This is a genomic window from Sphaerospermopsis sp. FACHB-1094, from assembly GCF_014696195.1.
In the GTDB taxonomy this organism is placed as follows: Bacteria; Cyanobacteriota; Cyanobacteriia; order Cyanobacteriales; family Nostocaceae; genus Sphaerospermopsis; species Sphaerospermopsis kisseleviana.
Map to the genome: position 1 here is coordinate 35480 of NZ_JACJPT010000023.1, position 24863 is coordinate 60342.

The 24863-nt window shown below is 37.3% G+C and carries 25 protein-coding genes; 11 read left to right on the top strand and 14 right to left on the bottom strand.

Annotation, left to right across the window (positions count from 1 at the left end; genetic code table 11):
• Nucleotides 1–33 precede the first annotated feature (33 nt).
• Nucleotides 34–693: a LapA family protein gene (locus H6F47_RS09875; RefSeq protein WP_190347220.1), complete on the top strand. Its 660-nt coding sequence runs from the start codon at nucleotides 34–36 to the stop codon at nucleotides 691–693.
• A 5-nt stretch (nucleotides 694–698) separates the two neighbouring features.
• Here H6F47_RS09875 and H6F47_RS09880 read toward each other — a convergent pair whose 3' ends face one another.
• Complete coding sequence (locus tag H6F47_RS09880; protein WP_137666989.1) at nucleotides 699–929, bottom strand: hypothetical protein; 231 nt, start codon at nucleotides 927–929, stop codon at nucleotides 699–701.
• A 39-nt stretch (nucleotides 930–968) separates the two neighbouring features.
• Between H6F47_RS09880 and H6F47_RS09885 the strand changes: the two genes are divergently transcribed.
• The 3 genes from H6F47_RS09885 to H6F47_RS09895 all read left to right on the top strand — a co-directional run bounded on the left by H6F47_RS09885 (nucleotide 969) and on the right by H6F47_RS09895 (nucleotide 3623).
• Entirely contained in the window at nucleotides 969–1250 is a 282-nt protein-coding gene (locus H6F47_RS09885) for a hypothetical protein (RefSeq protein WP_137666988.1), read from the top strand.
• A gap of 443 nt (nucleotides 1251–1693) precedes the next feature.
• Entirely contained in the window at nucleotides 1694–1948 is a 255-nt protein-coding gene (locus tag H6F47_RS09890; RefSeq protein WP_096565347.1) for a DUF4212 domain-containing protein, read from the top strand.
• Nucleotides 1949–1967: 19 nt separating this feature from the next.
• Nucleotides 1968–3623 carry a VC_2705 family sodium/solute symporter gene (locus tag H6F47_RS09895; RefSeq protein ID WP_190648940.1) on the top strand — a complete coding sequence of 552 codons (1656 nt, stop codon included), beginning with the start codon at nucleotides 1968–1970 and terminating at the stop codon, nucleotides 3621–3623.
• 70 nt (nucleotides 3624–3693) lie between these two features.
• On the opposite strand, the gene H6F47_RS09900 is transcribed toward H6F47_RS09895, so the two are convergent.
• Together H6F47_RS09900 and H6F47_RS09905 are read right to left on the bottom strand one after the other, a co-directional pair.
• A complete protein-coding gene (locus H6F47_RS09900) occupies nucleotides 3694–4536 on the bottom strand; it encodes a tetratricopeptide repeat protein (RefSeq protein ID WP_190347223.1) in 843 nt (280 codons plus the stop codon).
• A gap of 267 nt (nucleotides 4537–4803) precedes the next feature.
• A complete protein-coding gene (locus H6F47_RS09905) occupies nucleotides 4804–5724 on the bottom strand; it encodes a ribonuclease D (RefSeq protein WP_096565343.1) in 921 nt (306 codons plus the stop codon).
• A 354-nt stretch (nucleotides 5725–6078) separates the two neighbouring features.
• Between H6F47_RS09905 and H6F47_RS09910 the strand changes: the two genes are divergently transcribed.
• Nucleotides 6079–7107 (top strand): NADP-dependent oxidoreductase, encoded by a 1029-nt coding sequence (locus H6F47_RS09910; protein ID WP_137666984.1) that lies wholly within the window; start codon nucleotides 6079–6081, stop codon nucleotides 7105–7107.
• A gap of 117 nt (nucleotides 7108–7224) precedes the next feature.
• Here H6F47_RS09910 and H6F47_RS09915 read toward each other — a convergent pair whose 3' ends face one another.
• The 5 genes from H6F47_RS09915 to H6F47_RS09935 form a co-directional block, all read right to left on the bottom strand.
• Nucleotides 7225–7524, bottom strand: a complete 300-nt coding sequence (locus H6F47_RS09915; protein ID WP_096565339.1) for an RNA-binding protein — start codon at nucleotides 7522–7524, stop codon at nucleotides 7225–7227.
• 273 nt (nucleotides 7525–7797) lie between these two features.
• On the bottom strand, nucleotides 7798–8145 hold the full coding sequence (locus H6F47_RS09920) for a toxin-antitoxin system HicB family antitoxin (RefSeq protein ID WP_199291119.1): 348 nt from the start codon (nucleotides 8143–8145) through the stop codon (nucleotides 7798–7800).
• Nucleotides 8146–8157: 12 nt separating this feature from the next.
• Complete coding sequence (locus H6F47_RS09925; protein WP_190648942.1) at nucleotides 8158–8388, bottom strand: HNH endonuclease signature motif containing protein; 231 nt, start codon at nucleotides 8386–8388, stop codon at nucleotides 8158–8160.
• Nucleotides 8389–8518: 130 nt separating this feature from the next.
• The gene (locus H6F47_RS09930; protein ID WP_206755145.1) at nucleotides 8519–8734 is read right to left on the bottom strand and encodes a hypothetical protein; all 216 of its coding nucleotides are present in this window, start codon (nucleotides 8732–8734) and stop codon (nucleotides 8519–8521) included.
• Between the two features lie 45 nt (nucleotides 8735–8779).
• Nucleotides 8780–9055, bottom strand: a complete 276-nt coding sequence (locus H6F47_RS09935) for a hypothetical protein (RefSeq protein ID WP_096565334.1) — start codon at nucleotides 9053–9055, stop codon at nucleotides 8780–8782.
• A 439-nt stretch (nucleotides 9056–9494) separates the two neighbouring features.
• Between H6F47_RS09935 and H6F47_RS09940 the strand changes: the two genes are divergently transcribed.
• The 3 genes from H6F47_RS09940 to H6F47_RS09950 all read left to right on the top strand — a co-directional run bounded on the left by H6F47_RS09940 (nucleotide 9495) and on the right by H6F47_RS09950 (nucleotide 13241).
• Nucleotides 9495–11606: a TIGR00300 family protein gene (locus H6F47_RS09940; protein ID WP_190648947.1), complete on the top strand. Its 2112-nt coding sequence runs from the start codon at nucleotides 9495–9497 to the stop codon at nucleotides 11604–11606.
• Nucleotides 11607–11854: 248 nt separating this feature from the next.
• Nucleotides 11855–12652, top strand: a complete 798-nt coding sequence (locus H6F47_RS09945) for a Uma2 family endonuclease (protein WP_190648964.1) — start codon at nucleotides 11855–11857, stop codon at nucleotides 12650–12652.
• A 76-nt stretch (nucleotides 12653–12728) separates the two neighbouring features.
• Nucleotides 12729–13241 (top strand): DUF2085 domain-containing protein, encoded by a 513-nt coding sequence (locus tag H6F47_RS09950; protein WP_137666980.1) that lies wholly within the window; start codon nucleotides 12729–12731, stop codon nucleotides 13239–13241.
• 466 nt (nucleotides 13242–13707) lie between these two features.
• Here the strand turns inward: H6F47_RS09950 and H6F47_RS09955 are convergent, their stop codons facing one another.
• A complete protein-coding gene (locus H6F47_RS09955; RefSeq protein WP_096565328.1) occupies nucleotides 13708–14400 on the bottom strand; it encodes a response regulator transcription factor in 693 nt (230 codons plus the stop codon).
• Nucleotides 14401–14484: 84 nt separating this feature from the next.
• Between H6F47_RS09955 and H6F47_RS09960 the strand changes: the two genes are divergently transcribed.
• Nucleotides 14485–15843, top strand: coding sequence for an ATP-binding protein (locus H6F47_RS09960; RefSeq protein ID WP_096565326.1), 1359 nt, complete (start codon nucleotides 14485–14487; stop codon nucleotides 15841–15843).
• 236 nt (nucleotides 15844–16079) lie between these two features.
• On the opposite strand, the gene H6F47_RS09965 is transcribed toward H6F47_RS09960, so the two are convergent.
• Nucleotides 16080–17855, bottom strand: coding sequence for an N-acetylmuramoyl-L-alanine amidase (locus H6F47_RS09965; protein ID WP_190648949.1), 1776 nt, complete (start codon nucleotides 17853–17855; stop codon nucleotides 16080–16082).
• Between the two features lie 304 nt (nucleotides 17856–18159).
• Here H6F47_RS09965 and H6F47_RS09970 point away from each other — a divergent pair, with 304 nt between their 5' ends.
• On the top strand, nucleotides 18160–19797 hold the full coding sequence (locus tag H6F47_RS09970; RefSeq protein ID WP_096565322.1) for a CTP synthase: 1638 nt from the start codon (nucleotides 18160–18162) through the stop codon (nucleotides 19795–19797).
• Here the strand turns inward: H6F47_RS09970 and H6F47_RS28485 are convergent.
• The 3 genes from H6F47_RS28485 to H6F47_RS09980 form a co-directional block, all read right to left on the bottom strand.
• On the bottom strand, nucleotides 19775–19906 hold the full coding sequence (locus H6F47_RS28485) for a hypothetical protein (protein WP_277876978.1): 132 nt from the start codon (nucleotides 19904–19906) through the stop codon (nucleotides 19775–19777). The genes H6F47_RS09970 and H6F47_RS28485 overlap by 23 nt on opposite strands.
• Entirely contained in the window at nucleotides 19903–20796 is an 894-nt protein-coding gene (locus H6F47_RS09975; RefSeq protein WP_190347228.1) for an ROK family protein, read from the bottom strand. The genes H6F47_RS28485 and H6F47_RS09975 overlap by 4 nt, the downstream gene beginning before the upstream one ends.
• A gap of 315 nt (nucleotides 20797–21111) precedes the next feature.
• Nucleotides 21112–22335 carry a hypothetical protein gene (locus tag H6F47_RS09980; RefSeq protein WP_190648967.1) on the bottom strand — a complete coding sequence of 408 codons (1224 nt, stop codon included), beginning with the start codon at nucleotides 22333–22335 and terminating at the stop codon, nucleotides 21112–21114.
• A gap of 340 nt (nucleotides 22336–22675) precedes the next feature.
• Between H6F47_RS09980 and H6F47_RS09985 the strand changes: the two genes are divergently transcribed.
• Nucleotides 22676–23455, top strand: coding sequence for a phosphate ABC transporter ATP-binding protein (locus tag H6F47_RS09985; protein WP_137669565.1), 780 nt, complete (start codon nucleotides 22676–22678; stop codon nucleotides 23453–23455).
• 648 nt (nucleotides 23456–24103) lie between these two features.
• Here the strand turns inward: H6F47_RS09985 and H6F47_RS09990 are convergent.
• Nucleotides 24104–24652 (bottom strand): NUDIX hydrolase, encoded by a 549-nt coding sequence (locus H6F47_RS09990; RefSeq protein ID WP_096565713.1) that lies wholly within the window; start codon nucleotides 24650–24652, stop codon nucleotides 24104–24106.
• Nucleotides 24653–24863 lie beyond the last annotated feature (211 nt).

The following is a 24863-nucleotide window of genomic DNA, read 5'->3' on the forward strand; positions in this document are numbered from 1 at the left end:
CTAATGACTAATGACTAATAACTAATAACAAAAATGGCTGGAATTCGTGTAATTTTGTTGGTAGTGGTGCTGGGGGGACTAACACTATTGTTAGTTCAAAATTTTTCTCCTGCCCTCCCCTTAGTATTTTTGGGGATGCGAACTCAACCATTACCACTGGCTTTATGGATTTTATTTAGCATTGCTGCTGGTGGTGTAACATCTTTTTTAATTACCACCTTGTTTAAATTTACTACTTATTTTACTGAAAAAGCATCTTCATCTAGGTCAACGAGAACAGCACCGCGTGTTAAGACAAATCCCAGGGAAGAAACTATACCATCTCCCAGTAGCCCACGCAGGCCAGTTACAGAAACCGATTACACTACCAGTAATGAATTTGATGATTGGGAAACAGATCCTAATCAAGCTGATGATTGGGATTTTGCAGAACCAGCCGAGACACCAAGCCCGAAACCCTACCCAAATCAGCAAGCTCGGAAAAATGTATCTCAGTCTGATTCTGTTTACTCCTACAGTTCTCAATCACCGAAAAATACTGGTGTAGGAAAAACCGAATCAATTTATGATGCTGATTACCGAGTAATTATCCCTCCTTATCAACCCCCAACTACTGATCAAAGTGATGATGATTGGGGTTTTTTTGAAGATGAAGAGGAAGATTTTGATGATAATAATGAACGTCCTCGCTAGTAAGTTTATGACACAGAAATTTGTGATTCGGTCTGCTTTAAGCTAAACTGCTTTCTTGATTCTCTTGACTCCTGTTTTATTTGACCCATCATTGCTGCTTCTTGCAAAGCCATAAAGGCATTAAAATCCTCACTGTCATATCGGGTAGTTAAAAGTTCCCTAAGTTGATTTTCTGCTGCCAAAGTTAAATAGCCAGTAGTTAAAGCTGTGTGTACAATGTCTCGAATTCGAGTCATAGTTTGCATATTAGGCATATTTATTACATTTGCTGATTGATGAAAGCTAACTCAGTTGAGAAAAGCTGGTTTATAAAAGACGAACATTTGGGAATTGTTGACAATGATTTTATTATAACTAATGGAAATGTTGAAAAAGACGATTTAATTATAGTTAGTTTTGACGAAAATTTATATCTGACAACTTATGAATATAAATTTTATTGCCAACTTGGCGGCGATAATATTGAAAATTTGAAACAATTTGATAGACAAGTATATGATTTTATTATTGATGATATTGATCAACAAAGGGAGACAGTATCAATTTTAGTTTGTTAAAAATGACATCTTATATGCGTTTGAACAGTTTTACTTTCTTCAAGTTTGGGAATAATGGTTCATTTTAACTAAAATCCTGAAAATCATTACCAATAAAGGCTTTTGGGGATAATTATTTTTTAACTCTACGCTTCTGCGGAATGTAGGATGAAATAAAAATTTAGAAATAATTGTATTTTACTATAGGAATAATATTTGATTTTTGAAAAAAACTCCGTACACCTAAATTCTCTAAAACCCTTTTGCCTCTTGCCTGCCTACATAGATAATTTCAGATATCAAATCAGATTCCTATATGTACATAGTATGGTTAATCAACTTTGCGGAAGTTTATTTACAAAAGATAATTTACAAAAATTCAAAAAAATTAACATGAAAAATTGGATTCTTGTTAGATAATAACGGCTATTGAAATTATCTATGATTCAACCAGGATAACAACAATGGATGAAGAACAACGCCGTGCTTATTGGCGTGCTAACACTGATTTAATCAGAAATCTGTTAATTATTTGGGCTTTAGCTTCCATAGTTTTCAGCATTTTATTAGTTCAACCATTAAACACAATCAAGTTTTTTGGTGTTCCTTTTGGTTTTTGGATGGCACAACAAGGATCAATTTTGATTTTTGTAGTTTTGATTTTTACCTACGCTTTCCAAATGGATAAATTAGACCGAAAATATAATATCAAAAAATAAAACAAAGCGAGGATAAACGGTGTCAGTTGAACTTTGGACGATTATTTTAGTAGGACTTTCTTTTGTTCTTTACATTTACATTGGTTGGCAGTCAAGAGTAGAAAATACCAAGGATTTTTTTGTAGCTGGACAGGGTATTCCTTCTATTGCTAATGGTGCAGCAACCGCAGCAGATTGGATGTCTGCGGCTTCTTTTATTTCGATGGCTGGATTAATTTCTTCCCTGGGTTATGATGGTTCAATTTATTTGATGGGTTGGACTGGTGGCTATGTTTTATTAGCTTTATTATTAGCCCCATATTTGCGGAAGTTTGGTAAATATACAGTACCAGATTTTGTAGGCGATCGCTATAAATCAAATCTCGCTCGTTTAGTTGCAGTTGTGGCGGCAATTTTCGTTTCTTTAACCTATGTTGCCGGACAAATGCGCGGGGTAGGAATTGTATTTAGTCGCTTTTTGCAAGTTGATATCAATACTGGTGTCATGATCGGTATTGTGATCGTTGGTTTTTTTGCAGTTTTGGGAGGAATGAAAGGTATTACTTGGACACAAGTTGCCCAATATTGCATTTTGATTTTAGCTTATTTAATTCCTGCCATTGCTATTGCAAATAAACTTACAGGAAATCCTTTTCCCCAATTAGCATTTACTTTTAGTGATGTTGCTAATAATTTAAATCAACTTCAGGTGGATTTAGGGTTTAAAGAATATACCCAACCTTTTGCTAATAAAACTATGTTAGATGTCCTATTCATCACTATTGCTTTGATGGTGGGAACTGCTGGGTTGCCTCATATTATCGTCCGATTTTACACTGTTCCTAATGTGCGGGCGGCGAGATTTTCCGCAGGTTGGGCTTTATTATTTATCGCCATTCTTTACACGACAGCTCCAGCTTTATCCATGTTTGCCCGTTACAATTTGATCCAGACTTTTAATGATCAAAAAATTGAGGAAGTGAGAAAATTAGACTGGGTAAATAAGTGGGAAAAAACTAAACTGTTGACGTTTGAAGATAAAAACCAAGATGGAAAATTGCAGTTAACACCGAATAAACAAACTAACGAAATTACCATTGACAATGATATTATTGTCCTTTCAACTCCTGAAGTTGCTAAACTTCCAGCTTGGGTTATAGCTTTAGTAGCTGCGGGTGGTTTAGCTGCTGCATTATCCACAGCTTCCGGTTTATTATTGGTGATTTCCAGTTCTGTCGCCCATGATCTTTATTATCGTATTTTTGATGAAACAGCTTCAGAAGAAAAACGGGTATTTGTGGGGCGAGTTGTTGTTGGTTTTTCCTTAATTTTAGCAGGATATTTTGGTGTTAACCCTCCCGGTTTTGTGTCTCAAGTAGTGGCGTTTGCTTTTGGTTTAGCTGCTGCTAGTTTTTTCCCGGTGATAGTGTTAGGAATTTTTGATAAACGGACAAATTCTCAAGGTGCTATTGCGGGAATGTTGAGTGGTTTAATTTTCACAATCATCTATATTATTGGTGTGAAGTTTGCCGGAATGACACCTTGGTTTTTTGGCGTTTCTGCTGAAGGGATCGGCACTTTAGGAATGGTCATTAATTTTATTGTCACCTTGATAGTTTCCCGTTTTACTCCTCCACCTCCTGAAGATATTCAAGCTTTAGTGGAAGATTTACGCACTCCTAGTTTTGAAGAATAGTAATTGGGGACTGGGAATATTTATCTTTCTTCTAACTCCTGACTCCTTGATCTCCTGACTCCTATTCTTTTTACCTTCCCAAATCTTCAATATTTTTCATTACTTGTTGATACAATTCTTTGTTACCTTCTCGATCAAAAATAGCTGCTGCCCGTTGTAAATCTTGTAATGCACTGCGTTTATCTCCAGCAGCAGCAAAAGCATTTCCTCGGTTATTAAACCCAGGACCAAAATTAGGATTTAAACGAATGGCTTGATTGTAATCTGCGATCGCTTTTTGTGGATCTCCCAGGGCAGCGTAAGCATTTCCGCGGTTATTATAGGCAACAGAATAATTTTCATCTATTCTAATTGCTTCAGTATAATCTTCTATTGCCCCATTTCTATCACCTATGGCTGCACGGGCATTACCGCGATTATTGAAAGCTTCGGCATAATTTGGAGCTAAACGAATCGCTTCATTATAATCAGAAATAGCTGCTTGCTGATCTCCCAAAGATGCAAAAGCATTACCACGATTATTATAGGTTTCTGCATCATTAGGATTAAGACGTAATGCTTGATTATAATCAGAGATCGCACCTTCTTTATTACCAATATCAAAATATGCTAAACCCCGACTTTTAAACGCAGGTGCATATTGAGAATTAAGACTAATTGAACGACTATAAGCAGCAATAGCCGCTTCAGAATTACCTTTAGCGTGCTGATTTTGTCCCTGAATATAAAACTCTCCTGCTTTGGATGTTCTAGATGTCAGTCGGTTCGGAGGACTAACCCCTATTTCTGTTACTAAAACATCCTGATTTTGATTGCAAGAAACGCATAAAATTCCACTGAAAACAGTAATCACTGTTATTTTTAATATTCTACCTAGCACTTGTCTATTATATGTCAATAACTGCCATTTCATAAGTTCTTATCAATCACTTGCATACCCGGAAAAAATTGTTACCAAAATCTAATAGAAACTAAAAGAAACTAATAGATTCCATGAATTACTTTTTCAAAATTTAACCAGTAATTGGAAAATTTAATGTATAAATAATTCTATTTCAGCTTTTATAAAATGTTGATTAAGATACATTTACGTAAATATAAATAATTAAAACCCCGACTTATTAAATAAGTCAGGGTTCTGTGAGTTCAAAATATAATAAATTCTGGCTTTTGCATTCCATTAATCATTTTTAACATCTTCTTCCTGAGATTTAGTAATTAACCGCCAAACAGAAGTTTTTTCAATATCTACATCTAATTGTTCTAAATTTCTGCCTAATTCTTTTTGTAATTTCTCAGTTAAAGTAATGGTAAAATCCAAATCAATATCTTCATTTTCTACTAATCTCACCAACTCCGTAAATTTCACCTTAACAGATTTCCGTTCATAACCACTGAGTTGATAATATTCAGTTTCGGATACATTTTGAATTTGCATCGCTTTTTTTAATCTTTCTTGTAAATAATCAAATTCAGAATTAATCAGTTTTTTTTGCTGTTCCACTTCTGTATATTTTTGGGAAAGTACAGATAAATCTTCCGTTTCTGGTTTTGTAATAACTTGAGACTGTAAAGCTAATAATTTTGAATGTACTTGAGCCAGATAAATACAATCAAAATAAGCATATTCTAATTGCTCATCGCTTAAAGGTCTTATACCCCAATCGCTACCTTGTTCCTGTTTATCAATACCATAAAAATTACACAACACATTACCTAAAGTTTTCAGTTGATAATTAGGCAATGGTAGAATATGATATGGTATGGACTTAGCCATTTCTAAAGTACAAGTGATATTTTTGGCTTTTTTATTGCCTAAAAGTTTCAAGTCATAACTTGCATTGTGAAAAACCTTTTCAATAGATTCATTCATCATGATTTGCTCAATAAAAGCAGCAATCACATCAGACTTATTTAAAACATCCAAAATATAAACACTGTCACCAGTCATATCTTGAGGATGATCCAATATTTGAATCAGGGATAATCGAGGATTACGACTTTTATAATCAGCCACTTCTGTATCTATCCAAAGAGTTTTAGATTTGGTGTATTTAGCAATTTGAGAACGGATTTCCGCAGCAGTAGTAAGATAAGGCATTGGTAGATATAGAGCAGTTTAACTTAGTTATAATTAGTTATAATTTTATAAATTAACATTTTGTGACTAATTTTGCCGTAAGTATTCAGCTATCAGTAATCAGTAAATGACTACGCCACGCTACGCTAACAGCTTTTGTCTTGAGTAAGACTGAGTTAGTAAAAAGATGCATAGTTTTGTTAACTTACATCAGTGTTCATGAGAGTAGATTATAGCCTATTACTGATACTTTTCAGTTTCTGGCTGACGGCTGAATGCTGACATTTTGCCCTTACTTACTGCCCGATAATTATGCTAAGTTTTAATAAAAATTCTTGCTAATCTGCAAAAATCCTGACAAACAAACTCAAATTTATGAAATCATCTATTAATCGTCAATGGCGTTTAGCATCTCGTCCTGTGGGTGACATCAAAGTAAGTGACTTTGAGTATCGTCAAGAACCCATTCCCACACCAAAAGCAGGCGAAATACTGATCCGCAATATCTATCTTTCCTTAGATCCTACCCATCGCATTTGGATGAGCGATCGCCCCCAGTATATGCCACCTGTGGAAATTGGGGAAGTCATGCGTGGTTTAGTTCTGGGTATAGTGGAAGAATCTAAAAATCCCAACTTTCAACGGGGGGATCTCGTTTCTGGACTGTTAGGATGGCAAGATTACGCTTTAATTACTACTGGAAATCTTCCTTACATCACCAAAATTCCCCAACCCTTAACAGTTCCCCTCACTGCTTTTATGGCAGTTCTTAGCTTTATTGGTTGCACCGCTTATTTTGGACTTTTAGATATAGGAAAACCTCAAGCAGGAGAAACTTTGGTAGTCTCAGCGGCCTCTGGTGCTGTAGGTTCATTAGTCGGACAAATAGGGAAAATTAAAGGTTGTCATGTAGTGGGGATCACCAGTTCCGATGAAAAATGTCGCTATTTATTAGAAGAACTGGGTTTTGATGCTGCAATAAATTATAAAACCGCAGATTTAAGTCCCGCTTTAGCTGCATCTTGTCCCAATGGAATTGATATATATTTTGAAAACGTTGGTGGGGAAATTCTCGACGCTGTTTTAACACAAGTGAATTTAAATGCCCGCATTCCTCTTTGTGGTTTGATTTCTACTTATAATACTGAAGAACCTTTACCTGGACCTTATAATTTCAGTCAGATTTTAATGAAGCGGGTGTTAATAAAAGGTTTCATTGTCACTGATTATGTGAGTCAATGGGATCTTGCTTTTAGGGAGATGGGACAATGGATACAACAGGGAAAACTTAAATATCAGCAAGAAATTGTCCAGGGTTTGGAAAATGCACCTACAGCTATTCTCAAACTTTTTAATAGTGAAAAAATGGGTAAATTAATTGTGCAGATTTCTGAACAGCCCTAATCTGAGATTATTCATTAAAAAGGCTCAAGTATTACTATTTTGTCATACCTGAGCCTTTAATTAATTCAATTAATTTGCTAAAACTATTGCATTAGCAAAAATGCTTGATTTTATAACTTAGTAGCGATTGCGATTATAACCACCACCACCACTGCGATTACCACCACCTCTATCTTCCTTGGGTTTAGCTTTGTTAACTTTTAAATCTCTTCCCATCCACTCAGCACCATCAAGGGCATCAATAGCAGATGTTTCTTCTTCATCTGTACTCATTTCCACAAACCCAAAACCGCGCAGTCTTCCTGTTTCACGATCTGTAGGTAGTTGAACGCGCTTTACAGAACCGTATTCTGCAAAAACCGCAGTTAGAGTATCTTGGGTAACTTCATAAGAGAGGTTGCCTACATAAATTGACATAGATTTTCTCCAAAATCATAAAAGTGTAGAGATTTAGATTTCGGAGAAAAGTCTGTAAGTACCAAAAGGAAAAAACCTATTAATATTAAAAACAAACGCCGTCGCCGAATTACTTCTCACTTCTCATCATGGCACGGAAATTAACTTTCGGGGAAGAAGTGACAGAAACTTTTACATATCGTTACGTGAACAATTAACATCTAAGCAAATTATCCGTTTAAGCTAATTACATTAACGCCTAATCCGGTAACGCTTATATAAAATTCTTTATTTTTATTGGTTATTGTGTCCTTTGTTGATTGCGTTATTTATTTTTTGTTGAAGAGAAGCGATAATTTCATTACTTAATTCTTCTTCTGGTTCTACAACTTCACGTTCAGCTAAAACTGATTGAATTTGACCTTCAGAGGCTTTTCCTAGTCTTTGTAGTAGTGTTTGAAAACTTTGTTCCTGTTCACTTATTTCTTTTTCTGGTGTTGCTTGAACAAAATCTGTGGATACAACTTGGCGGGTTAAAGCATAAACTATATATTGATTTAATGAAATACCTTCAGTTTCAGCTAATTTGATTAAATGTTGGTGTAATGTAGCTGGTAATCTCAATGTTAATTGACTGATCATTATCCCACTAAATCAAAACCTATCAATATCTATATTCAATTCACCACTATGATATTTACGGTGACACTCTGGGCAGAAAGTGATCATATTTTGCAGGTCAGCCTCTCCTCCTTCACTGTAAGGAATCAGATGATGTCCATGCGCTTGTTGTGTTATTTTTCCACAAACCATACACTGGTATCCATCAACTTCTTTTACTTCCTTTTGCACTTTTCTATGTTCGTAAGATCTTTTTTTTCCCATTTCGATGTTCCTGATAACTTATCAATCAAAAATTATTTCCTCCCCTATTCTAGATGTTTTCAATTATTTATTTTTAATTGACAGAACAGGAGAGGATGAAATTTAATTCATAACATATAACTAAAAGTAATTATTCATTACTGTCACTTGAATCCAGTAATTTCGATTCCTTAGCAGGAAGAGATTTCATATTACCTTCAACTATTGTACCTCTTGCTTCAGGAGCAATTTGCTTTTTTAGTTTTTTAATTCCACTCGCAAGCTGTTCTTGTTCCGTTTCTGTTAACATATCAATTCTGACATTAATCGCTCTATTTCTATCTGATTTATTGGATATGGTTAACACCTTGATTGAGTGGATACAAAATACAAAACTACATGACACTATATTCTAGAAATTAGACATTGTTACTGTGCCGTTTGGTGTTTCTTGCTTAGTAACTACTTCTGCGATGCCAGCTTCATCCATGTGAGTAATAATTAAGTTGGGAGTTTGGTTAATTCTGGGAATTTTATCCTCATCTAGACTTATGGACATCACAGATACTTCTCCTTTTTGATTTTTGATAACAACGTGGTAGCCTGTATCTGTAGGCCATAAATTCAGCACCTCTTCTCCTTCTTTAAGAATTTTGATTTCTGGTGGATAGATATGATTAGCTGACATAGGTATCTTCTCCATTTCGTAAATATCAAGTCATACTACAATTTTAATATGGAAATCCTCAAACAGACTGTGTGGTTCATGCAATAGGTATTCTTCTGTGTGTAAGTGCTTAATTGTGACAATTATGATTTTAGATTCAGTGTAAGTTTTTGCAATCAGTCGTTATACATAAAATGAATTATTTTTTTAATACAAATTTTCATAAAAATTAACTCAGTATGAGTTAGTTGAAAATGTAAGTGCCAGTAGTTTACATCCCCCACAATTCATTTTTCCCTCCTCCCCCTCTATTTCCCTATAGCAGTAATAGAATAAAAACGATATCCTTGTAAAGCCTACCAAGAGCAAAAGGTAGAAATTAAGTAGCAGATTTGACAGACTTAGAACACCAAAACTCTGTATCCAGAAGAGATTACTGAAAAGCAAAGTAAAATTTTTTATGGTTTCCCAAATTCGGTTTTTAATGTGCGCTCCCGACCACTACGATGTAGACTATGTGATTAATCCGTGGATGGAAGGGAATATTCACAAATCATCACGCGATCGCGCTGTAGAACAGTGGAATAAATTATACAATGTTATCAAAAATCACGCCATTGTCGATTTAGTGACACCCCAAAAAGGTTGGCCAGATATGGTATTCAGTGCCAATGCTGGTTTAGTTCTTGGTGAAAATGTGGTTCTCAGCCGTTTTTTACATAAAGAACGCCAAGGAGAAGAACCGTATTTTCAACAGTGGTTTGAAAATAATAGTTTTAAGGTTTACACACTTCCTAAAGACTTACCCTTTGAAGGTGCAGGTGACGCACTGCTAGACAGAGAAGGGCGCTGGTTATGGGCGGGGTATGGTTTCCGTTCTGAGTTAGATTCTCACCCCTATTTGGCTAAATGGCTAGATATTGAGGTGATTTCTCTGCGGTTGATGGATGAAAGATTTTATCATCTTGATACCTGTTTCTGTCCCCTAGCTAATGGGTATTTGCTGTATTACCCCGGTGCATTTGACTCCTACTCTAACCGGGTGATAGAAATGCGCGTTGCACCAGAAAAACGTATTGCCATTGCAGAAGCTGATGCGGTTAACTTTGCTTGTAATGCGGTGAACATCGAAAGCATCGTGATTATGAACAAAGCCAGTGATAGTTTAAAATCACGGTTAGCGGAAGTTGGTTTTCAAGTGATTGAAACCCCTTTAACTGAATTTCTCAAAGCTGGTGGTGCGGCTAAATGCTTAACTTTACGAGTGACTGAACCTGTACGGGAAGAAGTACACGCTACAACTCAAGTCGAAAGTCGGATAATTAGTTTAGAAGGTCATTTATTAGATGCGGGTTTAATTAACCGCGCTTTAGATTTGATCGTAGACATGGGGGGGAGTTTCCAAGTTCTCAAGTTCAACTTGGGAGAACAACGTCAAAGCACTTCAGCAGCAGAAGTCAGGGTTTCTGCACCATCTCACGAGGTGATGGAAGAGATTATATCCCAGTTGATTGATTTGGGTGCGGTTGACTTACCCCAAGATGAAAGAGATGCAAAACTCGAACCTGTTTTACAAGCGGGTGTTGCTCCTGATGATTTCTATGTAAGTACGATTTATCCTACCGAAGTAAGGGTAAATGGAAAATGGCTGAAAGTAGAAAATCAACGCATGGATGGGGCGATCGCTATTTCTAGTACAGCCAATGGGTTAGTTGCTAGATGTAAAATTTTGCGTGATCTAGAAATTGGTGAACAGGTAGTAGTTGACGTTCAAGGTATCCGCACTATCCGCAAAACCGAATCCCGCGAACAACGCAACGCCCAGGAATTTAGCTTTATGTCTTCTGGTGTTTCCAGTGAAAGACGGGTAGAATTAGTTGTGGAACAGGTAGCCTGGGAATTACGTAAAATTCGGGATGCTGGCGGTAAAGTAGTTGTTACTGCTGGTCCAGTGGTAATTCATACGGGCGGCGGAGAACATCTTTCTAGATTGATTCGTGAAGGTTATGTTCAAGGACTGTTAGGGGGAAATGCGATCGCAGTTCATGACATCGAACAAAATATGATGGGAACATCTCTCGGTGTGGATATGAAACGCGGTGTAGCTGTACGTGGTGGACATCGACATCATTTAAAGGTAATTAACGCCATTCGCCGTTTTGGTAGCATCACTAAAGCGGTAGATGCTGGGGTAATTACTAGCGGTGTGATGTATGAATGTGTGAAAAATGACGTTCCCTTTGTGTTAGCTGGTTCAATTCGGGATGATGGACCCCTACCGGATACGCAGATGAATTTGATTTTAGCACAGCAAGAATATGCTCAAATCATTCAAGGTGCGGAAATGATATTGATGCTGTCTTCTATGCTGCATTCCATCGGTGTAGGAAATATGACACCAGCAGGGGTGAAGATGGTATGTGTGGATATTAACCCTGCGGTGGTGACAAAATTGAGCGATCGCGGTTCAATTGAGTCTGTAGGTGTGGTTACGGATGTGGGTTTGTTTCTGAGTTTGTTAATTCAACAGTTGGATAAGTTGACGAGTCCTTATGTTGCTAATGTAGGTTAAGAATTTTCTCACGCAAAGGCGCAAAGACGCAAAGGTTTTTTCTGTGCGTTTTTGTGTCTTTGTTTTTTCACGCAGAGGCGCAGAGAACGCAGAGAGTTATAATATAAAGAAAACTAAGAAAAAACATAATTAACTCAAAATTAGCTTGTGAAAACATGGAAGCTGAAAAAAATAACTATGGAAAAAAACCAATAATTGATTCTAACCAATCTTACACTTTTGCTGATTACTGCAATCCTTTAAATAGTATGAGTGAAACCCTGGCTGATATTGCTATACCACCGCAGTTTCCTGATCATACTCAACTACCGGAGTCTGATGGTACATTCGTGAAGAACTTTCAAGAACATCCCCAAAGCATAATCATCACAGATTCAATTATTCAAACTTTACAAAAGTTACATCCCGATGGACAATTTTGTATAGGTCAAGATTGCGGGATTTATTGGCGAGAAACAGAACCACCGGAAAAGGGAACAGTAGCACCAGATTGGTTTTATGTCCCTGATGTTCCACCAAGATTAGATGGTAAAATTCGCCGATCCTATGTTCTATGGCGGGAATATATTCCCCCTTTAATTGTCATAGAATTAGCCAGTGGTAATGGTGAAGAAGAACGAGATAAAACACCTTTAGCGGGTTTACAACCAGGTGAAAAACCTGGTAAATTTTGGGTTTATGAAAGAGTTATTCGCGCTCCCTACTATGCCATTTATGAAGTTAATAGTGGCAATTTAGAAGTTTATCATTTGGTAGATTTTTCTTACTACAAAATGCAACCTAATGAACGGGGACATTATCCAATTCTGCCATTAGGTGTAGAATTAGGATTATGGCAAGGAAGTTACTTAAATAATCCCGATCAAGTTTGGTTGCGTTGGTGGGATAATCAGGGTAATTTATTATTGGTCGGTAAGGAAGAAGCACAGTTAGAAAGATTGAGAACTGAACAACAACAACAAAGGGCTGAACAAGCAGAAAGTAAAGCTGCAAAGTTAGCTGCAAAATTGCGAGAATTGGGTATAAATCCAGAGGATCATTTATAATCATTAAGATCCCCGACTTATATAAAAGAAGCCGGGGATCTACAAACAAACGAACCACAGAGGACACAGAGAGAAGATGCAACGGGCTATTGTATCACAAAATTTTCAACTTCAAAAAATTAATTGGGTGAGTTTTTTTGCTGACTTCCTGTTAGTAGGAATGGTTTTTGGTCCTCCTATTGCTCCCTTTTTAGCCGCTTCTGGTTTTTTGGTACTGCCTAATATTGGGGATATTATTTATTTTATGGGTAATCATGTCTGTCCTCAACCTACTATGGGTTTGGAGTTAGCACCACCTCACATTATGGCGGTGTGTATGCGGTGTTATGGCACGGTTACAGGGTTGTTAATTACTCGTATTTTGTATATCTTTACCCAGGGAAAAAACCGTTTCTGGTTACATCAATATGGTTGGATCGGTGCTGCTTTTGCTAGTGTGTTAATGATGGCTTATCCTTTGGAGTTAGCAGCGCAAGTTTTTAGTTTGTGGGATTTTAACAATTATATTGTTACTCCTTTTGGTTTAATTACTGGTTTAGCTTGGGGGTTGTTTGCTATGCCAATTTTACACAGGCACACAAAAAGGTAAACCACCTAGAGTAAACCTACCACTGCCACGACCATCGTCTACAATGTTCGTTAACATTTTTTATTCCTTTGATGAAAATAATGTGATTTAGTTCACGCACCTTGGATAACTAGTAATTTGATTAATACATGATTTGAAGATAGAGGAAAGGCGTTTTTGTTGTTGTTCTTAGTAATCAATCATCACTCAAATGCTAATTCATTAGTCCAATCTTTCCTGAGCAAAAATAATTTTTACTCTCTCAGGATATAACCTATATATGCAATTACTGTGCAAGATTTGTGCAGAATTTGTGCAGATCAAATTTTCTAGAAAGTTGTATGATGATGGTGAGTTGATTCTTTTCTAACAATGCATTTAATAAATGAAACCTGTGAGATATAAAAATCTGGTAGAGACAGTTTATCAATCGCCTCTACATTGAACAGATTAACAACAAATTCCCTATAATTTTGTATCAATTGTATCAGTTGAGACGATATCCCAAACCATGAACAGTTTCAATCAAAGTTTCCGGCGCACCTAAAGCTCTTAATTTCTGTCGAATACTTTTAATATGTGACCTTACTGTTTCCTCCACTGGAGAGTCATCAACAGACCAAACCTGCTCAATGATGCTAGAACGACTCAATACCCTTCTACCATTAGCAACCAGCAATTCTAAAATTGCATACTCTTTAGGAGTCAAGGACATAAGATGACCATCATAGGTAGTCTCGTAAGTGCTGGGATTTAAAGTTAACTTTCCCCAAGATAAACTGACTGTACTGGCAGCACTACCACGTCTGAGTAAAGCACGTATCCGAGCCATTAATTCTTCTAAGTCAAAGGGCTTTGCTACATAATCATCTGCGCCGGCATCTAAACCAGCAACCTTATCGGCTACGGTATCACGGGCAGTTAGCATTAATACGGGTGCTGCTGAATTACGATGTGCTGGACTGTTGGTGCTAGTGGTGCGTAAGCGGTGACAAAATCTGATGCCATCTAACTTTGGTAAAGTGACATCCAGCACCACTAAATCATACTTCATTGACTCTGCTGCGTGCCAAGCTGCTTCTCCGTCTTGAGCAACATCGACTATATACTTTCGTCTGGTTAAAGCTTCTATTAGTGCTTCTGCCAGTTGAATATCGTCCTCAACTATTAAAATTCGCATAATTTATTCCTTATTCCACAGCAAGTCATGAAGTAATGAGGGAAATATTAACTTAAATTGACTATCTGAATAAAAAGGTAATTTATGAAATTGCATTTTTCAGTAAATTGGATTTCTGCGGGAGTTTCTTTGGCTATATCTCTGATGCTTTTGGTTACTTTCGCTGCATTAAACAACACTACCGAAATTAAGGAAAATGTTGCTCAAGTTCAACATACTTCTCAAACACTCAATACTTTGACAGATTTTTATGCAGCAATGACTGTGGCTGAATCAGCACGACGGGGGTATATATTTTTGGGCAGTCAACAAGATTTGGATCGTTATCAAACTGCTATCAATAATATTAAAAATGACCTCAATCTATTAGATATTCAAATACATAAAAATATCAATCAAAGACAGAGGTTAAACAATTTAAAATCATTGTTTAATCAAAGATTATCTCTGTTAGAAGAATCTATAAAACTTTATCAAAAAGATGAAAACGCATGGCAACGGCAAAATAAAATTACCGAACTTAGTGTTAAGCTCAGAGAGCAAATTATAACGATATTTTTAGAAATTCAAGGGGAAGAACAAAGTTACTTGAAAACTTATCTCCAGCAGTCAGAAAATGGTATTCACTTACGAATAATCATGGAAATTATAGGAACTTTTTTAAGTTTGTTAGTAATTTGCATTTTATGTTTTGTAATTGAGAGTCAATCGGTGAAACGAGAACATATTAAATCTTTAGAAGCTTCCTTAGCTCAAGAAAAAAAGATTGGTGAACTCAAGGTTCAGTTATTTTCTATGATTTCCCATGAATTTCGTACTCCTTTAAGTGTAATTTTGCTATCTTGTCAGTTATTAAGGGAAATTTTGATAGAATTAGTAGATGAAAAAGAGTTAAAAAATCTCTACCGGATTCAGTCTTCTGCTAAGTTAATGAATCACCTATTAACAGATATATTAACTTTGACTAGAGCGGAGGCAGGTGAACTAGATTATAAACCTCAATTAATTAATGTGGAAAATTTTTGTTTAAATTTGCTGGAAGATGTGCAAATGTTTAGTCGCACAACTCATACTATTAAGTTTATCAAACATGGTCAATCTTTTCGGGCTAATCTAGATGAAAAGTTACTATATTCTATTTTGAGTAATTTACTGTTAAATGCTATCAAATATTCATCACCAGGGGGTAAAATTTACTTGTTTTTAAATGCTCAACAGGATGCTACTATTTTTCAAGTGATAGATGAAGGTATCGGTATTTCTCCAGAGGAACAGGTGAGGCTTTATGAGCCTTATTATCGCTCGGAAAATGTTGAAGGTATTGTTGGTACTGGGTTAGGATTACCAATTGTGAAAAAATGTGTAGATCGACATCAAGGAGAAATTTTTGTAGAAAGTAAAGTGGGTGTAGGAACAACTTTTACTGTGAAAATTCCTATATAGCAGGAGTCGTAGGGGCGAAGTAGGGGCGAAGCATTCGGAAAATAGCCTGGTCATAAAATTGATAATTTCTTGCCTGAATGCTTCGCCCTTACAGGAAAATAGCCTGGTCATAAAATTGATAATTTCTTGCCCGAATGCTTCGCCCTTACAGGAAAATAGCCTGGTCATAAAATTGATAATTTCTTGCCTGAATGCTTCCCCCTCTCTTCCTTTGCGTCTTTGCGCGAAACTCTTTTCTACTTCGCAGCTTTAAACCACTCTGTCACCCCATCCGCTAAAGTCCGCGCCATTTTCCTCTGTTCTTGGGGGTTGACTATTTCCTCAAACTCCTGGGGGTTAATCATAAAACCTAATTCTAATAATACTGAAGGTGCAGCAGCAGGACGAGTCAGGGCTAAATTATTCCAAAATACCCCATAATGAGGTTTCTTCAATGTTTTTACTACATGATTTTGCAAAAATATTGCTAAACTATGTGCTTGTGGATGATACCAAAAAGTCCCAAAACCTCTGGTTTTTTCGGCATCGCCATCATCTGGTAAAGCATTGTAATGAATAGAAAGGGCGATCGCCGGTTCTTCTTTTTCAATTATCTGCTGACGTTCCACTAAAGACACATCCCGATCATCTTCCCTTGTCATCACCACCTTTGCACCCCGTTTTACCAACTCATCCCGCAGTAACTTAGAAATTACCAAGTTGGCATCTTTTTCTGGATACCCAGTCGGACCAATTGCACCAGACTCTTTACCACCGTGACCAGGATCAAGTAATATCTTAATACCAGATAAAGGTAGGCGTTTTCTGTTGTGAATCTTAGGTGCATGGCGCAAGGTCAAAACCAGCGTTGTGTTGTCGTATTTCAGCTTATATCCCCACTGTTGGAAGTTTTTGAGGTTAAAGGTATATTTCACCTGTTTAGGACTCACCTGTTGCCAATCCAGGCGATAAATTAAGGGGTCATCATCCAGGCGAATGGTGTCTGTTTGAGCAATAGTATTGTAAAGGGTGAGACTAAAAGTGCGATCGCCGAAGGTGGGGCTTTGTCCATCGCTCTGTTCCACACTTACAGGTATGGGCATTTGTAAAGGAAACCTGATTTCTGTTCTATCAGACAAGCGACGATATCCCACACTACGAATTACAGTATGTGGTGGTACTGCACCTGGTATAATTCTAGTTTCTTTACTATTGATCCAAGCCCCATAGTCTAAGCGAAGCCAGTCACCTTCTCTACCTGTAACTGTTGCTCTTGTTCCCTGTGGTAGTGGTGTCAGTCGAGAATAATCTGTACTAGGACCTGTGCGAGCAACACCTGATGTTGCTGACACTTCCACAACTGGCAACTGTGCAGGTGCAAGAATTTCAATTTTGCCCTTACCAGTTTCAGTGATAGTCTGACCATTCAATGTCAAACTATATTGAGGTTGTCCTAAATCAGCAGCATTGGCCACTGTTGTACAACCTTGATATTTGTTAGGACTAGAAGTTGTGGGTTGATTTCTTCCCGTTAGTACACCTGAATTAGCAGGTAATTGCGCCTGTGGTGGTTGTGGTAATAAGGGAATGGTTTGTTCGGCCAACTTGACAGAAACACCAGCTTGAGGAGGTGCAACCGCACCAAAACAAATCAGTTCTCCCGGTAGTTTGGCAATATCAACAGCAGGAGTCAGAGAATCTTTAGCAAAGCCTAAACCTTGTGGTAATTCTGGTTGAGTAGAAAGCCTTGTTACTTTAATCTCTCGTTCCTGATTTTGGTAACGTACCTTAAATACATTCTCCCCTAACTGTAAAGGGAAACTGGGAGAAAAATGACCAGCCTTGCTGCGGTTAATTAGTCTACCATTGATGAGAACTTCTCCATCTGGTGGTGCAGTACCGATAAAAAATATTTTTTCTTTACTGGTTTGGTAGTTTGTTGGGGGAAAAACTACTAGGAGCGATGTTTGTGCAAAAGCAACGGAGGAGGTAAGCAGACAGTTAAATACTACTAATCCTAAGAGTTTTTTCACGGCAAAACACAGAAGATTTTACGATAATGACTGTGAGACAATGGGCAATAAAGGATAAAGAATGAAGCATAAAAAGTGAAAATTCCGAAGTCAGGAGTCAGGAGTCAGAATATTTGATAAATCAGTAAATGAACGAATCATGATTTTTGGCGTAACCGTTAAAAACCTGACTGCTAAAAGCTGACGAGGTAGCTTACCTTTAAGCATTAGCTGAATGTTTACTTCATATTTAGCCCTTGGGCGCACGCTTGATCCTTCAAGAGACAGGATGTATTTTTAGAAGTTGCTAGAAATTGAAAATAATATGACTAAGTTTATCTTTGTAACTGGAGGCGTTGTTTCCAGTATTGGTAAAGGCATTGTAGCAGCAAGTTTGGGGAGGTTGTTAAAATCTAGAGATTATTCTGTCTCTATTCTCAAACTTGATCCTTATATTAATGTTGATCCAGGTACTATGAGTCCCTTTCAACATGGGGAAGTTTTTGTTACCCAAGATGGTGCAGAAACAGATTTGGATTTGGGACATTATGAACGTTTTACTGATACTTCTATGTCCCGGTTAAACAGTGTTACTACTGGCTTGATTTATCAATCTGTGATTAATAAAGAACGCCGGGGAGATTATAATGGTGGGACTGTACAAGTAATTCCCCACATTACCAATGAAATTAAAGACCGAATTTTAAGAGTTGCTAAGGAAACTAATCCAGCGGCAGTAATTACGGAAATTGGCGGGACTGTGGGTGATATTGAGTCTCTACCATTTTTAGAAGCTATCCGTCAGTTGCGGAAAGAGGTGGGAAGACAGAATGTTTTGTATATGCACGTCACCCTTCTCCCTTGGATTGCTTCAGCAGGGGAGATGAAAACCAAACCTACACAACATTCTGTTAAAGAATTGAGATCCATTGGTATTCAACCAGATATTTTAGTCTGTCGTTGCGATCGCCCCATTGGTGTGGGTTTAAAACAAAAATTATCGGAATTTTGCGATGTACCGGTAGAATGTGTGATTACTTGCCAAGATGCTAGTAGCATTTATGAAGTACCTCTGATTTTAGAAAAAGAAGGACTGGCACAACAAACTTTAGATTTGTTGCAAATGGAACAACGCCAGCCTGATTTAAGTCAGTGGGAAACAATGGTGGAAAGAATGTATAGTCCTAAATACAGCGTGGAAATTGCCATTGTTGGTAAATATGTGCGTTTAAGTGATGCTTATCTTTCTGTGGTTGAATCCTTACGTCATGCGGCGATTTCTACTTACGGTGATTTACGAATAAGATGGGTAAATTCAGAAACCCTAGAAACTGAGTCAGCGGAAAATTATCTTGCAGGTGTGGATGGTATTCTCGTTCCTGGTGGTTTTGGTAGTCGGGGGATAGATGGCAAAATTGCCGCGATTAAATTTGCACGCGATCGCCAAATCCCCTTTTTAGGTTTATGCTTAGGAATGCAATGTTCTGTGATTGAATGGGCGAGAAATGTTGAAGGTTTAGCAGATGCTAACAGTGCCGAATTTGACCCCTACACCACAAATCCCATTATTAATCTTTTACCTGAACAACAAGACGTAGTAGATTTAGGTGGAACAATGCGCTTAGGTTTGTATCCTTGTCGAGTGCAACCGGGTACAATAGCCTTTGATTTATATCAAGAAGAAGTCATTTATGAACGTCACCGACATCGTTATGAGTTTAACAACTTGTACCGCAATGCTTTATTAGAGTCTGGTTACGTTGTCAGTGGTACTTCTCCCGATGGAAGGTTAGTAGAAATAGTTGAATATCCCAAACATCCATTTTTTATAGCTTGTCAGTTTCACCCAGAATTTCAATCTCGTCCGAGTACACCCCATCCTTTATTTAAAGGTTTCATGGAAGCTGCTATTTCCCGTACTCATCACAGTAAGAATACATCTAAACCAGTGCAGGTTTCCTAATTTGGTGATTGGTGATTGGGGACTGGTGATTGGTGACTGGGAAAATACAAATAATTTCCCCCTGCACCCTGCACCCTGTTCCTCTGCTTCTTCCCCAGTCACCTGTCAACTGTCAACTGTCACCAGTCCCCAAGCTAACTTAGCAGCACCTACCATTCCCGCTGAATTACCTAGTTCTGCTGGTAAAATTTGTAAACCTAAACGGGATGTTGGTAAAACTCGCTTTTCTATTTCTGCTTGCATTGCTGGTAAGAAATACTGAAAACTCGCACTTACACCACCACCAATAATTACCGCTTGGGGTGTGAGTACATATATTAAACTTGTTAAACCAATTCCCAAATCTTTACCATATTCTTGCCAAAATGTCAAGACTTCAATATCACCATTTTGGGCAAGTTTACCTAATTCTGCGGGTTCTTTTCCTGTGCGACGACGAATAGCGGCAATTGATGTATGCTGTTCTAAAGAACCTTGATTACCACTATTACACATTGGACCATCGGGGTTGAGAGTAATTAAACCTAATTCTGCTGCTGCTCCTTGATGTCCCACAAATAATTTACCATCAAGAATAATCGCACCACCAACCCCAGTTCCCAAAGTTAATAAAATTAAATGTTGAAAATTACGGCCTGCACCTAACCAAGCTTCTCCCAAACCTGCACAGTTAGCGTCATTAGCTAGGATAGTGGGTTTGCCAGTTTTTGCTTCTAGCCAATCTGCTAAGGGTACATCTTGCCATCCTACCAGATTAATGGCAACTTTGGCAACTCTGCCAGCAGCATCAGCAGGTCCGGGAGTTCCCACACCGATAGCTATACTTTGATTATCTGGATCAACTTGTGCGATCGCCTCTATCATCTTTAATAATACAGCTTCTGGTGTTGCTGGTTGGGGAGTATCCACAGTTATAGATTGTAAACATTTACCATCTGTTGTAAAACGTCCTAACTTAATTGCTGTTCCACCTAAGTCTATACCGATTACTTGCTGCACTGTTTAATTCCTAAATCTTGATTTTATGAGAATATATTTTAACGCAGATAAACGCAAATAAATGCGGCTAGGGATTGATAAATAGACCTCTCCAAAATAGAATGTATTAATTTGTCATAAGTTGTAGGGGCGAAGCTTATGGGCGATAATTTAACGGAAAAATCAGACATCTAGATATCCCATAAGCTTCGACCTGCCCCCATAAATAGGTTCCATAATTTCTTTTCTGGAGATGTCTAATGTCTGTATTCCTTACCTGTTCACTGTTCTCTGTTCCCTCTCCCAAATATAAAATTTATTTTGCACGACTACTTATTACAAATTCTTTTTTGACAATGTTTCAATCTTCTGGGCAAAATATATCTCTTGATGTTTAAGTTGTCTGGCTATTTCTAACCCTTTTTCAAACGCTGCTAATGCTTTTCCCTCTTCTTTCTTTTCTAAATACATTTCTCCCATTTGATCATAAGTTTGCATCAAACCATACAAATTGGTTGCTAATGTTTCCGTTTCCAACAAAATCCTACTAGCTTGCAAAGCTTCATTAATTTGATTTTGGGAACGATACAACCTAATTAACTTTTGCAAAGCTTCACTCGCCGCCACATACTGTTCTAATTTCCAAGCAATAACATAAGCTTCTTGATAATTATTAAAAGCTTCTTGCAGAAAATTGGGATTTTCTCTGACCAAAGATTGATAATTTTCTGCTATTTTGATTTTTAAAGCCGGAACTTGAGTAAGATTCTTATTTCTATTATAAATTGCCGCTAACTTATTCAAAACATTGATCGCTTGTCGGGGTTGTTTACCCTGTTCATAAATATAAGCTAGTTGTTGCAAATATGCTAATTCATTGTTTCTATCACCTCTATTAATAGCCAAATTGAGCAATTCTTCGTAAGTTTTAGCAGCTTGAGAATAATCAAACCAACTTAAATGTAATTCCCCCAGAGTATTTAAAGTTGCTAATTCAGTATTAACATCTTTTTGTTGTCTCACCAATGTTAAAATCTGCTCGTAAGCACCTACAGCTAATTTGGGAATACGCACATTTTGGTAAGCTTCACCAAGCGATCGCCATAATTGTAAATCTGTACTTTTCTCCTTTAACATCTGTTTTTCAATCTCTTGCAACTGCTGAGTAATATACATTACCTGTTCACGCTCATTTTCCTGCCAAGCGATCGCCCCCACCCTTGATAAAGCTTGCACCTGGGCTAAAGAACCTAAAAAGCGCAGCAGTCGTAATTCTCTATTCCAAATATCAAAAGCAGCGGTTTTATCTCCCCTTTGAAAAGTAGTTATCGCTTCTTGGTTTAACTCATCCAGTGCAGTTTTCAACTGTTGCAGTTCGTCAGTAGTTAACGGTTGTTTTTTCCATGAACTCCTTACCAGAGGATCAGGTGTAGTCATTTCCAAAGGACTCGGAGGAAACCACCTCATTTGTTCTGGTTTTTTATTTTGTGCCAGTGTGACAAAACTGCACAGATGCCAGACAATAATAGTAGTAACTATAAAACTCAAGCGTCTTACCATAAACAACTCACTTTTTTCTTGTCCTGTTGAAAATAGTCTAGAAAATTTACCCGTCATATCTTGTACCAGCATCTTCTTGCTAACATCCCAGTTAACATCCTAGACTGTAACCCTGATTATGGCCTAAGATTATCATTACTCACCTGACCTGATTGAGAATCATAACAGATGTGAGATTACCAGCTTATTTGACGCACACCTATTTATTATGTTTCTCAATCATTCAATTTTAGATTTTAGATTTTAGATTTTAGATTTTAGATTTTAGATTGATTCACAACATAAATCCCTATTTCCTATTTCCTATTTCCTATTTCCTATTTCCTATTTCCTATTTCCTATGAGTAAAATAATTCCTGCCATCCGAGTTAAAAATTTCAGCTTTTATTACGGAATTCAAAAAATCATTGAAGATGTCTCAATGGATATTCCACAAAATAAAATTACCGCGATTATGGGACCTAGCGGTTGTGGTAAGTCCACATTTTTGAAATCTCTCAATCGCATGATTGAACTAGAAGGAGAAATACAAGTTGAAGGAAACGTTGAATTTTTTAGTCAAAATATTTATGGTCGTCGTGTCAACTTAAATCGCCTACGTCGTCAAATTACTTTAATTTATGGTAAACCAAATCTTTTTCCCATGAGCATTTATGATAATGTAACCTATGGAGTAAAATTAATCGGATGGCATCCCAAAGCAGAATTAGATGAAATTGTCGAGTTAGCACTAAAAGCTGCTGAACTCTGGGAAGAACTCAAAAATAAACTTCATAAATCGGCTTTAGAATTATCCTTTGGACAACAACAAAGGTTGTGTATTGCCCGTGCTTTAGCAGTTAAACCGCAAGTCCTCCTTATGGATGAACTTTGTGCAGGACTTGATCCCATTTCTACGATAAAAATTGAGGAACTTATCGAATGTTTGCGTTCTGAATTAACAATTGTATTTGTCTCTCACAACATCCAACAAGTTTCTCGTTTATCAGATTTCACAGCTTTATTTTACTACAATAAAAATCATATTGGGCAGTTGCTAGAATTTGCCCCTACCAAGAAACTTATCACCCATAACTTTGATTATCGCCTGCGAGACCATGTTTTTGGACGTTTCCACTAAACCTGGTTTCCATCATAGCTGGGATAAATAATTCATAATTGATAATTCATAATTGATAATTCATAATTAGGGTTTGCTGAATAAACCTAAAACCTTGATATATCAAAGGTTAGAGGCTGATAAACACAGAAATTAGTGCAAGGGTTTTGAAGGGTATACCGGAAAAAGTGTGCATTTTTTGGGATTTCAAGAGATGGCAAAGAAATTTTCAAATCTTCTCCTGACTCCTGACTCCTGACTCCTGACTCCTATGCCCTCACGGAAAGACTTTCTCAGCAACCCCTAATTAAATTTATACTTTACTCAGGGACTTAAACATTGCCTGTAGGATACACCACAGGGGAATAAGCTGTTACACAGCTAAATTGTATAATCCTAATGTTCTGAACTCTTGTTTAACAGGCAAGATGCCTGTTCCACTTATACAAATTAAATGCACAACAGCTTAAAACCCTTTTTAATTATTAATTAGGGTTTGCTGAATAAATGTGAAAATATTACAAGTAAAGGGTCTTAGCCTGCTGGAAGTTAAAAAAGTGCAAGACTTTACGAGGTGGGAACTCAAAAACCTTGCATTTAATTTCTACACAAAAGACATCACCTGTACCGTAGGCATCACCAAGTGCCTTTTCTAGCAGCATATCACCATTACATCAACAAAGAACGAGCTAGGAAAAAGCTGGCTATAGTTTTCGCATCTACAGGTTGTCCTTCACGAATAGCTGTTTCTAGTTCTTCAGGAGTCAAAAATACAGTTTCGATATCTTCATCTTCTTCTTGCTGTGGCGGAGTTTCCAGCTTTTCCAAATCTCTAGCCAAAAAAGCATAGATAATTTCATCAGAATAGCCAGGAGCTAAGAAAAACTCTCCTAGTTTATCCCACTTATGAGCGCGGTAGCCTGTTTCTTCTTGTATTTCCCTTTTTACCGTTTCCAAAGGTTCTTCATTAGGTTCTACCGTTCCTGCGGGAAATTCTAACAACCTACCTTGAACTGCAAAACGATATTGACGGACAAGAATCAGTTTACCATCTTCGGTAACAGGAAGAGCCAGAGCGCCACCGGGATGACGAATACACTCCCATTCTCCTTCAGATTTATTAGGTAAACGCAAACGATTCACTTCAAAATCAAATTTGCGCCCTTTATGAAACAAACGTTGCTTGAGTAGCTGTGGTAATTCTCTACCTAGTGGCATAGTCCAATTCTATTGTCTGCAAATACTCAGAATATATACGGGGGATGCTTGGGATATCAGGGTGTTTCTGCTGCCAAGGATGGTAATTTAATAGTCGGTTATTCATACTTAGGGTTTGCTGAATAAACCTAAAACCTTGATATATCAAAGGTTAGAGGCTGATAAACACAGAAATTAGTGCAAGGGTTTTGAAGGGTATACCGGAAAAAGT